The following is a 13170-nucleotide window of genomic DNA, read 5'->3' as shown; positions in this document are numbered from 1 at the left end:
CAGGTTACCTACGTGTTACTCACCCGTCCGCCGCTAAGCACCGAAGTGCTCCGCTCGACTTGCATGTATTAGGCACGCCGCCAGCGTTCGTCCTGAGCCAGGATCAAACTCTCCATAATAGTTGAACGATTGCTCGTCCATTTATTGAAAGCTGAATAGCTCAATTGACTTGCTAGCGAGATTATTAATCTCATGTTTGAACGATTGCTCGTTCTGTTTACTCACTCGTTGTTCAGTTTTCAAAGATCAATCAATGTCCCAGTCGTTTCGAACCGGAGGTATATCTTAAGACTCCACTAGCGAACTGTGCAACAACTTGAATTTTCCAATTCCGCTTGTTTCGTTCAACTCGCTTGGCGGACTATTAATGTACCATGTTGTATTCATCCTTGGCAACGTACAAAATATGGAATCAATCAAATATCATCATGTATGCTTACTTCATTTAATCGATCCTTGTTAAGTTAAGGTTAAGTTAAATTTTATTGTCGGATACATCTTACTTTACTGCAGTACTGTTTAATCCCATCCCAATTTCCCCATATGCATCCTCGACATTTTTTGGGCTGTCTAATTTTAATCTCTGTAAACAAGTGTACTTCTCCCCATTCATTAGGACTCTGGATATTGATGATTAATTTATCCATTGAAAACAAGAATATACCATCGCCATAAGAACGCTAACGATTAGTCGCTTTTTTAGTTATACAAGCTTCTTTTTAAGAATAAGTTGGTTAAGTAAATCATTCATCAACTTCGAGCGAAGAGGTGTCCAAGCTTGAGTACCATGATTAGTTATTTCATTCTGGGTTTATCGCTTGCGGCTCCGATTGGGCCAATTAATGCTGCCCAATTGGACAAGGGGATCAAGCACGGCTTCATGCACGCATGGATAATTGGCATCGGAGCCATCATTGCTGATGCTATATTGATGGCGCTTATTTATTTTGGAGTTGTTCATTTTCTGACTACCCCATTCATGAAAACCTTCTTGTGGTTCTTTGGGTGCTTCGTGCTCATGTATTCGGGAGTCGAGAGCTTAATGAGCGCGGGCAAGCTGAAAGAAGAACATAATCGAAGCGCAGATACGCTTGCGAAATCGTTCTTCTCGGGATTTTTCATGTCCATCTCCAATCCGTTATCCATTCTCTTCTGGCTGGGCATTTACGGATCCGTGTTAGCTGAGACGATCGCCGTATATGATAGAGATCATGTTTTGTTCTATACGGGAATTATGTTTACAGGGCTGCTTGTTTGGGATATCACGTTGGCCAGTTTAGCGAGTACATTTCGGCGGTTTTTAACATATCGCGCGATAACGTTCATTTCCATTATATCCGGCTTATCCCTTATCGGGTTTGGCTTCCATTTTGGGATTAAAGCTTGCCAGGCACTTTTCGGTTGAAGTACTGCTGTTTATGAGGCACACTCTCGGTTTGTTTGCTTGGTCGCATTTAAAATACTTACATATCGATCAGAATAATGGGGAATATTAATTATTAAGGTTGGTGTGAAAGTATCGTTAGAATCGTTAGAATAGAAAGTTAGGTGCACAATGGAAGAGAGAAAAAACTGGGATCTTTTAGCGATCGCCTCTATTCCCCTAATTATGACATTAGGCAACTCCATGCTAATTCCGGTTTTACCTGCCATTCGCAGCAAGTTAGGGATTTCTTCTCTTCAAGTCAGTTTGTTAATCACCATTTATTCAGGCATCGCGATTATCCTCATTCCCCTAGCGGGTTATTTATCCGATCGGTTCGGGAGAAAAAAAATTATTATTCCAAGTTTGATCATTACCGGGGTTGGTGGATTAATTGCCGGTTTAGGAGCTTGGTGGCTGGATCAGTCTTACCTTGTGATTATGTTGGGCCGTTTGTTGCAAGGAGTCGGGGCATCGGGAGCCTTTCCGATTGTTTTGCCGCTGGTAGGTGATATGTTCAAAAAAGATAGCGACGTCAGCAGCAGTTTAGGACTCGTAGAAACCGCCAATACATTTGGTAAAGTCCTAAGTCCAATCCTTGGTTCAGCACTAGCTCTGATTTCATGGTTCCTTCCTTTTATGTCGATACCTGTCTTTTGCGTTATATCTACCATACTAGTTGCATGTCTAGTTAAAACACCCAAAAAAGAGGACAGTGAAACAAACATTTCATTTTCTGAGTTTATCCAAGATATCAAACAATTGTTCAAAGATAACGGTCGTTGGTTATATGCAATTTTTACAATCGGCTGTATATGTATGCTCGTTATTTTTGGGGTGCTGTTTTATCTATCCGACACTTTAGAAGAGAAATACCATCTGGATGGCATTGTGAAAGGTTTGGTTTTGGCTATCCCTCTAGCCGCTTTATGCTTAGCTTCTTATATCATTGGGAAAACGATCGGAAGAAACATGAAGCTAATGAAATGGATCGCTTTTGCCGGCATACTCCTTGTAACAATAAGCCTTTTCTTAAACGGGCTCGTTCATTCATTGAAAATGCTGATCACACTGATTAGTTTTGGCGGCATTGGAATCGGGGTTGCTCTACCTTGTTTGGATGCTTTAATTACTGAAAATATCGAGAAACCGCAGCGAGGAACCATTACGTCGATCTATAGTTCTATGCGATTCATTGGCGTTGCCGCCGGTCCTCCCCTTGCCTCAATCCTCGTTAAGTTCTCGCCTCAGCTCATGTTTTATTCGATCGGGGGGACTGGGGTTATAGCCGCTATTCTGGCGTTGTTTGCTATTAAACCGGATTGTACAAAGCAAGCGGGATGAAGTCGTCACGATGTGTTGTTGGAAATTTCATTGGCTCAATCCCATCTCCCTTTCCACCAAATTCCCCGTTAAAAAGCTATAAATCCGAGCATGATAACTATGCACGACGATCATATGCCGAGAGGGGAAATGACAACAGTGAAAAAGTTTCGTACATTGACAATGACGGTAGCTTTGACAACAGCATTGAGCTTTGGGGCAGTTGGTGCGTATGCAAATACAGGCACCACCTCGGGAACAACGGGGATGGGGACAACAACAACAACATCTGGCTATACGGGTAGTAATTATGATGCAAGGACAACAACGGATGGGACAATTACACCGATCGGCACTGCCAATCCAACTGGTACTACGACACCAACGTACGGAACAAACAACTATGGTGGCAACAATTTAACGAACCGGATGCACACAACATCGACTTTAACAAACACAAACACGGACCGCGGTCATTATCGTACTTACGCCACTACTACAGACAATAATAGGAATTGGGGATGGCTTGGTTTAGCCGGACTATTAGGTCTCATTGGTCTAAGAGGAAACAACCGCGGCAGAGATGAGAGTTTCAAATAAGAAATCATTGCAAAGGTGTACCTATATAAGGTGCACCTTTTCTTTGTCTGCCTTTATTCATATCTTAATAAATAACCTGGATTCGGTAAGGGGAATACTAATTTTAATTACTTGATAACAAAGGGGTTGGTTATCCATGGTCGGTACTCATGTTGTTGGATTATCATCAACAGAACTTTCGGCATTATGGTCATCTTATGTCAGCGACAGTATCACCGTATGTCTATCCGGGTATCTATTACAAATAACAGAGGACGATGAAATAAAGCCATTAATTGAACGATCATTAAAATTAGCACAAACTCACATGAAAACGATCCAGCATCTCTTTAATAAAGAAAAATTTCCGCTGCCAATCGGCTTTACAGAAGCAGATGTCAATGTTGCGGCTCCCCCTCTCTATTTCGATACATTCCCTCTAAGCTATGTGTACGCGATGAGCCGAATTGGCCTGACCAAATACGCTGCTCTACTATCTAATACAGCTCGGGAGGATGTAAGAAACTATTATACGCAATGCCTGCAGTCGACCTCTGAATTGTACAACGACTCCGTCTCCCTCATGTTAGCCAAAGGAATCTATGATCGACCACCAATGATTCCTTACCCCGAGCATCCTAACTTTATTAAAAAGAAAGAAAACATATTATCTAAATGGTTTGGTCCTCAGAGAACGCTGAATGTCATGGAAATCTCCGAAATGTTCTTCAACATAGAGCGTAACTATTTCGGACTTATCCTTCTTACCTCATTCATACAAGTCGTAAAGGATGAAGCCATAAAGAACTTACTAATCAAAGGAAAAGAATTATCGATGGATCAAATCAAATTTATCAATGATAAGCTCTTTCAAGATGATTTGCTCGGGACTATCATGGTGAATACGGAAGTCACCACATCAACCGTCTCACCCTTCTCAGATAAATTGATCCTGAATCTGATTAACATACTAAATTCAACAGCCCTCATCTATCTTGGTAGTGCCATCTCAGTGACGACACGCCTAGACTTGACCGCTGAATATTTGAAGCTCATAGGAACCATTATGAATTTCGGTAAAGATGTAACGGATCTGCTTATTGAAAGAGAATGGCTAGAAGAGCCGCCGCTCGCACCTGACCGCAAGAAGCTTGCAGGGGTCTAGAACAGTCAATGCAGCATTCTCGTTGAATAATATAACGCTCTAAGGGGATTCTATAAATGTTAATTAAAATACTAGTCAAATAGGAGTTGTTACAACTATGGGTATCTTATCCGGCAATCAAAAAGATGAACCGTTGCATTACGGAGAAATCTATGATTTATGGCAGTTTTCAATGACGGCCAAAGGCTGTGTTTCCGCCAACAAAGCATATCGGTATCATGCTGTCGATAATGACCTCAAGAAGATACTCGGCGACATCATTAACCAAGCTGAGCTGGAGATAAGCGAATGTGATACGATTTTGATAGATAACGGCATCGTACCATCTCCTGCTTTACCGGACAGGCCTGAAACGAAATTAGAAGATATCCCAGCCGGTGTAAAGTTATCGGATCAAGAAATTGCAGCCATGATCGGTGCCGATACTTCCCTTAGCTTAATTGCATGCAGCCAAATTATGGGTAAGGCAACACGAGAAGATATCGGAGCCTTATTCGCTAAATATCACGCAACCAAAGCAGCAATCGGGTTGAAAATATTGAAAACATCCAAAGAAAAAGGTTGGCTGATTCCTCCTCCCCTTCAAATTAAGCGGCCGGAGCTTGTAGAGGCTTAATCATAAAAGCTTAAGGAGATCCTTAGTAATTTATTTACTGAGGGTCTCTTTACGTCATTCTATGATGAATAAGTAGAACGTTATTTTGAAAATAATAACTCCGTTGAGGGGTGGGATTTCATGAGAAAAAAAGACATTATTGAATTGATTGATGCTAATGTTAATCAAGTTCAAACTCTAATTCGTGAACGAGTACATATCTGGCATGAATATGTCCTTTTTTCAGATTTATGGTGGTTCGGCGTATTCTTATCTATTGTCCCTTGGGTAATTTGGTTTTTCTTACGAAATAAATACAGTTCTGATCGAATTCTATATGTTGGGTTTTTCGTCATCGTGATCTCACTTCTTCTCGACATTCTAGGCGACCAATTAGGATTCTGGCACTATAGATTCAATGTTATTCCTGTCCTTCCCACTTATTTCCCGTGGGATGTAACACTGATGCCTGTTTCGATCATGTTTCTTATCCAAGTAAAACCTAATACCAGCCCTTATCTCAAAGCCCTTTTCTTTGCATTGCTTACTTCGTACGTTGCAGAACCATTCATAACATGGCTTAAAATATATGAGCCGACAATTTGGAGATATAGCTACTCATTTCCTATTCAATTCATCATCTACTTATTTGCTCATTACATCAGCAGAAGAAATAAATTTGAAAAATTGACTAGTTAGCTGTGAAAAGAAAAAGCAGGCGTGAATGTACGCCTGCTTGACGGGAGCTTGCCATTTTTTATTCTGACGCATGCAACCACTCGGGTCCGACATCGCTCGGCTGTAGAGGCTTGTTCCGAATAGGCGTGTTGGTTACCTCATCCGCTCCGGCGTCCCTGTTTCCTTGAGGGCGGGGCTGGCCATCCATATCCTCTTTTACGGAGTAAACCCCGTTTTTCAATGCATTAATAATCGGACTTGTGCCGCTTGCGCGATATAAACCGTCTTCTGCCAATCCCAGCTGTGGATCTTGCTCAATAATCCCTGCGACCGGCTCAATCCCGAGTTCAGCGCCATGCATGAAATTACCTTCATACATAAGAGCTGCAGAATCGTCGATTACCTTAATTAGAGGAAGCTTAGCGTTCCCGCTTGCCTGGACAACGTTATTGGCAATTATCGTGTCTACAGGCGCTAACGTATTCGTACTGCTTTTTTTATCGCCTACGATGATGTTATTCTCATTGTTCACGAGTGTGTTGTGAGTAATGAGCACATGTTTGACTTGAAAATATTTGTTCAGAGCTGAGTTCGGAATGCCATTGGTTAGAACGATGGCCCCCCGTGTCGTATTGCTGCCCACAATGCCACTAATATAATTGTTGGCTATCACATGGTCTTCGCCAATAACCCGAATCGCGCCGGCATTCGTCTTGCCATTAGCGAAGAAGAAGTTGTTTTCAATGTGCGTTCCATTGCCATGACGGAGGGTGACGGTCGCTGCATTGTTCAAAAACGTATTGCCGCGAATTACATTCTTCCCTGATTTAACCGAAACCATTTCGATTTCTCCATCATTGTTCTCGAACAGGTTGTTCTCTACCGTTGTATAGGAATCCGTGAGCGAATAGGTACTCGTTCCGATTCTCAACGTTTCCGCTTCATTACTAATCACTTGTCCATGATCGTCTTGCAGGATGGGCCGGCCGGCAAAATGGTTGTAATCAATAACATGGTGCTGCTCGCCCGCCTGCTCTCTCCAGACGACCATCGTTGCACCGATGTTTTTCTTGCCTTTGAAGTAGGAATGATCCACCCTGTTATAGCTGCCGTATAATCCAACCCACTTCGTATTCTTTTCGTTGCTTGGAGGATTGTAATCGAGCATTTGGATGTTCGTAAGCCGGGAATGCGTCGCTTCATGATCTCCTACCCTGAACTCAATGACGCCGGAATCATCGATATCTCCCCCATCTTTGAACACCAAACCATCCACCACAAGATAAGATCCTCCGATGTTGAGTGTGGAGGCGCCGCTGAGCACTACCTGACCCGGCGTTTCCGCGCGGAGCGTGATGGGTTTATTGGGCTTGCCTGCACCTTCCATCACAATGGCAGCATCCTTCCATATTCCGTTCCTCATCACAATCGTATCACCAGGTTGCGCTTTGCTCATGGCTGCTGAAAGTTCGTCCACTGAAGAGACTTTCACGACCGATTCCTCGGCTGATGCACCAAAAGGGATGGAAGAGAAAGCGGTTACAAGACAAAGCGATAATAGGGATTTCCTTAACTTTTTCACTATGCTGCCTCCTTTATGTAGAATCTACAGCTATTATCCTATATTTTCCTGGAGAAGATTATGGTTTTTTTTAGCTTGACTGTGGATTTATTTGGTAAGTGGTCTTCCAGAAGATATAAAAAAAACAGTTATCTCCGCATAGAGATAACTGTCATTTAGGAGGGTACCGCGAATAAGAATTATCCAATTGATTCCTGAAAATCACTCAACGTTATAAACCAATATTACAACTAATGATACTGCCCTGTTATATGTTCATTCGAATCTCTCAATAACTTGGAGAGCAGTACAATTTGGCCGGCATGATAGCCATAGTGTGACGCAACCTGAACAAGGAGCCGGCTGATCACTCTCACTTCATAAGTTTCATTCTCTGAAGCGTTAACCCGAAGCATTCGGTTCCAATCCTCCAAGTCATAACGGATGATGACCTCCCTTTTTAAATCCTCCTCGGACAAAACGGATAGTATACTCGCTGACTCGGAACGTGTCCTTAATAGTAGACTAATCAATTCATCCTTCGATACGCCGCCTTCAGAAGCAAATTCTTGCGTGCGTTCCCGAACGAACGGTTTGTTTCCAATGGCACTTATGAAATTTTGGTACTCGTTTCCTGCTAAATGCAAGATTAGGTTACCAATGCTGTTCACGGAGTCCTTCATTTTAGTCCAAATGAGTTCGTCATCAAGATGGTATAAACTCTTAATAATGCGATCGAGCTGCTTGTTCATATCTTCGAGTACATGCTTGGTCAAGTCTAGCACGATGATTTCCCCTCTCAGCTTTTTTATTGGGATCCATAGTCATTCAACTATTTCTGTAAAAAAAGCAATTTCCGCACTTGCTCATTTCTCAACCAAAGGCCTCCCCAGACCAACACGGCAAGATAAACAGGAAACAAGACGTTAGAAAAAAGCGGGGCATCTAGACGAATATGTGTCGCAATCACACCGCCAAAATAGCCCGTCATCACCACTGCGCCTAAGACCGAAGTCCGGGGTATTGCATAAAGAATCGTTGAAAGAAGTCCAAGAATACCAATTAAGACAATATGATGTTCTTGGTAACCAAGGGAAACCGTAGATTCAACAACGAACGCAGGTTTAAATAATTTCATAATACTATCAAGCAGCATGAATAAGATCGCTACCCCGCTCATCACCCTTGACGTCCAAAGTCTGCCTTTAGAAATTGTTTTTGTCATCGTTCATCTCTCCTTATCATTTGTTCCTTCTAAGCATACAACGAATGAGCTATTTACAAATCGACAAAAGGAAAAAATTTTTTTTCGAGTTAAATAACGATAAGCCGAAACAAGGAAAATGCCTGCAAATACAACAAACTCCGGACCAGCTGCCAACAGGCTGCAGATCCGGAGTTTACTTCTTACTTTGTCGAAGCTGTATTCGTGTAATTAACTTTTAACCAGTCAGCCGTACCAAAATCCACTTTTTTGGAGATACCGGCGTATTGGACGACGGTTGGCACAACGCTATTGAGCGGAACGGTTTGGTAGGCATATGGCAATTTCTCGTTGTAATCGTAAGTGAATGTAAACGGCGTGCTTGGCGGTGCCGTTTTGCTCATGTTCTCTACGCCGACAATATGGGAAGACCACGCCCATTTCCCGATGGTTGATTTGTCATACCAAGTGATCCCCTTGGTAAACATGTTATTGCCATCGTTATCCCAGCTGCTTCCAATATAAGATCCGCTGCTATTCGTTACTTTGGAGTTTACAATTAAGCTATGGTTGAGCGCGTCTTTGAACAACTCATTAAATGGCGCACTCATGTTGCCAATATCGTCACCTTGGCGTTCTGCGCCAATTAGCGGTTCGTTGAAACCATCATACACATTCGTATCTGCGGCTATCGATGCGCCATTTCTTGCATTCACTCCGCGTGATAACGTATCTCCGCCGTATTTGGAAATAGCGGGTACTCGATTCATAATATCTTGATGCGACGAGTCATCGAAAAAATTATTATAGATATGGCCTGTACCTTGACGAATCATCGGCAGCCGCTGTCCAACATTCGTATATCGATTGTACGCCATGGTCAATCTGAGTCTTTGGTTTCCATCCTTGACCTCGACTCCGGTAGGACTTATATAGTTCGTATAATCCTTATCGCCGGAACCAACCAAATGAACTTTCGAATGATAAGCGGCATAAGCCATAATCTGATTTTTGGTAGCGCCCTCATTGCGCATTTTATAGTAAACGCTTGTTGAAGGATCCAATGTACCGGCTGTATATTTTTGCTCCATGAACTCGATGGACTGATAAATTGAACTGCTCTCATCCGGATTCTCCGTTGCTTCCAATCCGAATTTATTCCAAGAGAACGTGACATTGGATGCTCCGTTTTCCATGTCAATCATCCCATCTGCCGCGATCGAGAACTGACAGTGGTCTATCCACACATTGTTGGCGCCATTCACCTTGATGAAAGACCAGCCTACCTCTTTATGCTTGCCCGAGTCGTCCCATTGCCACATTTCATCAAATTTGAGATTCCTTAAGACAAGATCGTTAGATGTTCCTTGCAGCTTAATTTCCGCATGCTTAATGGTCTTGCCTGTTGTTGAAAAGATGGTTAGTCCATCTACATTCGCAATACTTAATTTAGATACACCGGAAGCGATTAGCAATGGATTCGTAAATCCGTTCGATGGCTTCGGATAATTGGTTATGAAGCTATACTTCGATCTTTCGGTTGAATCTAAGGCTAATTCCGTCCATCCTAAATTAATGTCATCCGCCACTTCAATGACTTTGACGGATCCTTGACTCGCGTCCAGAATAGCCTGCAGAAACTCTTTTCCATTATGAACCGTACGATAATAGGAAGTACCGATATAATGGCTTCGATCTTTTACACCTGAAGAAGCATAGCCGGGTACAGACAGAAAGCTGGAATCATAGTTCTTCTCAACCTTCGTTGAATTAGGAATTGTGGTGATTACCGCGGCCTCTGCTACACTGCCAGTAACGATGTACGATGAAGTCACCAGTAGACTCCCCACTACCAAACTGCCTAATACTTTTTTCATCATCATTAAATCCCTCCTTCAAATTGTAACTACACCCCGAGAGCCGTTATCTGCCACCTGTATCCGGCTTTCCCGCCCTCAACAAATGAAGCGCTTCCAAGCTTTGCGGGAAAGATTTCATTTCCATACAAGGAAAGATGAAGCGATGCCTTGGGGTTTATGCTCATTTGTGAAAAAAGGTAATAATTACTCGAATTATAGCATGGGTATGTCCATTATCTATGGGGGGAATCGCTCATTGTTATGGTATGAAACCTTCAATTCTCACCTAAGCTATAACGGGCCAAAAAAAAGCTGACACCGATTAGAACGATGCCAGCTTCTCGCCTACTCGAAAAGAGCAAAAAATTTCGAAACCCGGCTATCTTATGCCCGCCTCCGCCAGTTTCACGTCCAGGATCGCCTTCTGGCGCAAATGGTGTCTGCTGTGCATGCTAACCATCTCAAACCATTCACGCGCATGAAGCCAACCAAACCAACCATGGCGCACCTTGCAAGCCGGATTTGCCTCATCTACACGCCCCGCCCAGTAGGTCAGCTTCTCTCGAACCTGCTCTAGGCCAGCGATGATTTCTTCCTTACTCTCGGGGTTTCTTGTCGCGTTGGGCGGTTCCTCAAGTTTCACAGGGATATTGGGCCACTCTTTTTCGGCAAGCGCCTTCGTTCCGTCTTCCGTCTTGCCTGCAGTCTCTTCGTGTGCTGCCTTGGTGCATGTTTCCATATGCCCGATGTACTCTTTCGCCACTTCGATCACGTGGATATACATTTGCCCGAGCGACCATACGTTTTCTTCACTTTTAAATCGCAGCTGCTCGATTGAATAGTTGTCCAGATTTCGTATGTATTGCTCGATGATAGCCGAAGACTCCTTCAACATCCGTATCCTCTCCTCCCCAATCCCCCCAACCTTCCTAATGAAAATTATATCGTGTGATCTGATTTAAAATCAATTCAAAGATCATCCCTTAACCAACCTTGCGCAGCTGCGGCTACCCAACGAATTAGCTCAGATAGCGGTGACCTTTCCACATGGTGAAACCGTTCCGGTTTTTCGTCATTCTCCCCCAATGCTACGGTGAATTGCGCTTCTTGAATCCAATGATGCCGGTAAAAGTCACGTCCTTTAATCAGTATCTTATCCTTATATACCTCTACATACAGTCCCTCGCTTTCGTTGGGCCCCAGTGCCGTTTCACCGCCGTGGCCATCGTCTGTCCAGGGCTGATGCACGGAAGATGAATTGACCATCGTGAACGGGTCCCGCACAAGCGTATCCTTCAGCTTCAACTCCCAATGGGTGTGCCCGGAAAAGAAAATCACCTGCGGGTAATCCGACAATATTCGTTTCAATTCCTCATGTTGAACGACCGCTCTATTATTCGTACAGCAGAAATGCGTGCCTGCCACACTATAGGGCAAGGGTTGATGCAAAAACACGAAGACGGGCTTCGCCGCATCAACATCTTCCTTCAGCTTCGTTCTCAACCAGTCCAGCTGCTTAGGCGATAGGTAGGCATCTTCCAAGTTAGCCTCATTGGATTGACGATACTGCTCCGAACCAAGAAAAATAAAATGGTACCCCTTCATGTTCCGGTCATAGTAGACTTGTTGTTCACCGGTAAGCTGCAAGAATCGGTGTATCGATGCTTGCTCCGTTTCCTTGTTCGGAAATGTATCGGCATTCCAAGCATCATTGGCGTCGTACCAAGCTTGATAAAATTCATGATTCCCAATCGTCAGCGCAAGGTTCTTCGGATGCGGATTCGCCTTCAGCAATTCATCTAATTTGTCATAGTCAGATGACATTCCGTTTGTTAAATCCCCGTTGATGACGAGGAGATCGGAATTCGGATTCAACTCGTTTAAGTCACGCAGAGCAGCAGCGAACTTATGTTGGGACTGCTCGTCCCAAGACTGCACATGAATATCGCTAATAACGGGGAAAGATAGTTGCGGCTTCTCCTCACCCTGCGCACTGAAAGGTACTGTGAATAAAGCTAGTGATAATCCCCATCTCAAAAAACTTGTTTTCACGCCCACCACACTCCATTTCCATCCATGATGATGTCTGATATTCATTACCACCATAAGCTTTGAATGTAAACAGGAGATTTGGCGCAGCTAAAGCTTATATGAACGCTTGGAGGGCTCTTCATATCGCTTTCACCCAACTTGACAGGATTCGACCCTTGTTGAGCTATCTTCCTTTTTTTCCATATTGAAAAAAAATGCCCCTCCCTCTAAGGTGAACTTAGTAGGAGGGATTTCGATGCTTAGAAAGTTATTTCACAGTTATAAATGGAGGAAACTCAGAGTTTGCATTTGGAAGAAACGGCTGCACCGTCAAATACAAATCCTATCACGGCGGTATTCTCCTGCTATCCCCTGCCAGTTACATGTTACCTCAGGGCCATTTTATGGCGGTTCGGTCTTGGTTGACCGTCAATGTAGAAGAGCCACCCTCTTTATTCATATTTCCTATGACCGATATTTGAGCTCCGATGAAAGGCTTGTGATATCCCGATACTCGATTAAGAAGAATGACCTGCCCTATTTTATTCTCTATCATGAATTTTTTCATCTTCTCGATACTTTAGATTATTTGCAGAAACATCACAAGAAGAACCTCGGCACTTATCAAGCCGCACTGAAAGCTGCTGTTCAGCAAGCAACGAACTACCGCAATCTTGATGTAGAACAGCGCGCAGATGATTTTGCTTATCAGGAATATGTGAAGCAACGCAAAAAGGCCGGTTAAACCGGCC

At 43.3% G+C, this 13170-nt stretch carries 13 protein-coding genes and 1 rRNA gene; 7 read left to right on the top strand and 7 right to left on the bottom strand.

Annotated features, from left to right (window positions below; genetic code table 11):
* Window positions 1-119 (bottom strand): 16S ribosomal RNA (locus PUT07_RS25950); the annotation flags it as partial.
* A 659-nt stretch (window positions 120-778) separates the two neighbouring features.
* Between PUT07_RS25950 and PUT07_RS25945 the strand changes: the two genes are divergently transcribed.
* The 6 genes from PUT07_RS25945 (at window position 779) to PUT07_RS25920 (ending at window position 5784) form a co-directional block, all read left to right on the top strand.
* On the top strand, window positions 779-1405 hold the full coding sequence (locus PUT07_RS25945; protein ID WP_274471651.1) for a LysE family transporter: 627 nt from the start codon (window positions 779-781) through the stop codon (window positions 1403-1405).
* A gap of 150 nt (window positions 1406-1555) precedes the next feature.
* Entirely contained in the window at window positions 1556-2767 is a 1212-nt protein-coding gene (locus PUT07_RS25940; RefSeq protein WP_274471650.1) for an MFS transporter, read from the top strand.
* A gap of 129 nt (window positions 2768-2896) precedes the next feature.
* Entirely contained in the window at window positions 2897-3346 is a 450-nt protein-coding gene (locus tag PUT07_RS25935; RefSeq protein ID WP_274471649.1) for a hypothetical protein, read from the top strand.
* Window positions 3347-3482: 136 nt separating this feature from the next.
* The gene (locus PUT07_RS25930; protein WP_274471648.1) at window positions 3483-4490 is read left to right on the top strand and encodes a DUF3231 family protein; all 1008 of its coding nucleotides are present in this window, start codon (window positions 3483-3485) and stop codon (window positions 4488-4490) included.
* A gap of 97 nt (window positions 4491-4587) precedes the next feature.
* Window positions 4588-5106, top strand: a complete 519-nt coding sequence (locus tag PUT07_RS25925) for a DUF3231 family protein (protein WP_274471647.1) — start codon at window positions 4588-4590, stop codon at window positions 5104-5106.
* Between the two features lie 120 nt (window positions 5107-5226).
* Entirely contained in the window at window positions 5227-5784 is a 558-nt protein-coding gene (locus tag PUT07_RS25920; protein WP_274471646.1) for a CBO0543 family protein, read from the top strand.
* A 58-nt stretch (window positions 5785-5842) separates the two neighbouring features.
* Here PUT07_RS25920 and PUT07_RS25915 read toward each other — a convergent pair whose 3' ends face one another.
* The 6 genes from PUT07_RS25915 to PUT07_RS25890 form a co-directional block, all read right to left on the bottom strand.
* Complete coding sequence (locus tag PUT07_RS25915; protein WP_274471645.1) at window positions 5843-7345, bottom strand: polysaccharide lyase 6 family protein; 1503 nt, start codon at window positions 7343-7345, stop codon at window positions 5843-5845.
* 230 nt (window positions 7346-7575) lie between these two features.
* Entirely contained in the window at window positions 7576-8109 is a 534-nt protein-coding gene (locus tag PUT07_RS25910; protein WP_274471644.1) for a DUF1572 family protein, read from the bottom strand.
* Between the two features lie 47 nt (window positions 8110-8156).
* On the bottom strand, window positions 8157-8549 hold the full coding sequence (locus tag PUT07_RS25905; protein ID WP_274471643.1) for a DoxX family protein: 393 nt from the start codon (window positions 8547-8549) through the stop codon (window positions 8157-8159).
* A gap of 182 nt (window positions 8550-8731) precedes the next feature.
* Complete coding sequence (locus PUT07_RS25900; RefSeq protein ID WP_274471642.1) at window positions 8732-10411, bottom strand: pectate lyase family protein; 1680 nt, start codon at window positions 10409-10411, stop codon at window positions 8732-8734.
* 355 nt (window positions 10412-10766) lie between these two features.
* Window positions 10767-11282 (bottom strand): DinB family protein, encoded by a 516-nt coding sequence (locus PUT07_RS25895; RefSeq protein ID WP_274471641.1) that lies wholly within the window; start codon window positions 11280-11282, stop codon window positions 10767-10769.
* Window positions 11283-11356: 74 nt separating this feature from the next.
* On the bottom strand, window positions 11357-12439 hold the full coding sequence (locus tag PUT07_RS25890) for a metallophosphoesterase family protein (protein WP_379240615.1): 1083 nt from the start codon (window positions 12437-12439) through the stop codon (window positions 11357-11359).
* A gap of 235 nt (window positions 12440-12674) precedes the next feature.
* Here PUT07_RS25890 and PUT07_RS25885 point away from each other — a divergent pair, with 235 nt between their 5' ends.
* Window positions 12675-13163: a hypothetical protein gene (locus PUT07_RS25885; RefSeq protein WP_274471640.1), complete on the top strand. Its 489-nt coding sequence runs from the start codon at window positions 12675-12677 to the stop codon at window positions 13161-13163.
* Window positions 13164-13170 lie beyond the last annotated feature (7 nt).

Origin of the sequence: Paenibacillus sp. MAHUQ-63 (assembly GCF_028765165.1) — a bacterium.
Classification (GTDB): Bacteria; Bacillota; Bacilli; order Paenibacillales; family NBRC-103111; genus Paenibacillus_E.
Note: the sequence above shows the minus strand (reverse complement) of the source record. Positions and strands in the feature narration are given on the sequence as shown.

What these genes read in the sequence shown, in the direction of transcription:
- PUT07_RS25925 (WP_274471647.1), top strand. Translation starts at nt 4,588, where the DNA reads ATGGGTATCTTATCCGGCAATCAAAAAGATGAACCGTTGCATTACGGA.
- PUT07_RS25935 (WP_274471649.1), top strand. Translation starts at nt 2,897, where the DNA reads ATGACAACAGTGAAAAAGTTTCGTACATTGACAATGACGGTAGCTTTG.
- PUT07_RS25920 (WP_274471646.1), top strand. Translation starts at nt 5,227, where the DNA reads ATGAGAAAAAAAGACATTATTGAATTGATTGATGCTAATGTTAATCAA.
- PUT07_RS25895 (WP_274471641.1), bottom strand. Translation starts at nt 11,282, where the DNA reads ATGTTGAAGGAGTCTTCGGCTATCATCGAGCAATACATACGAAATCTG.
- PUT07_RS25900 (WP_274471642.1), bottom strand. Translation starts at nt 10,411, where the DNA reads ATGATGATGAAAAAAGTATTAGGCAGTTTGGTAGTGGGGAGTCTACTG.
- PUT07_RS25905 (WP_274471643.1), bottom strand. Translation starts at nt 8,549, where the DNA reads ATGACAAAAACAATTTCTAAAGGCAGACTTTGGACGTCAAGGGTGATG.
- PUT07_RS25940 (WP_274471650.1), top strand. Translation starts at nt 1,556, where the DNA reads ATGGAAGAGAGAAAAAACTGGGATCTTTTAGCGATCGCCTCTATTCCC.
- PUT07_RS25930 (WP_274471648.1), top strand. Translation starts at nt 3,483, where the DNA reads ATGGTCGGTACTCATGTTGTTGGATTATCATCAACAGAACTTTCGGCA.
- PUT07_RS25885 (WP_274471640.1), top strand. Translation starts at nt 12,675, where the DNA reads ATGCTTAGAAAGTTATTTCACAGTTATAAATGGAGGAAACTCAGAGTT.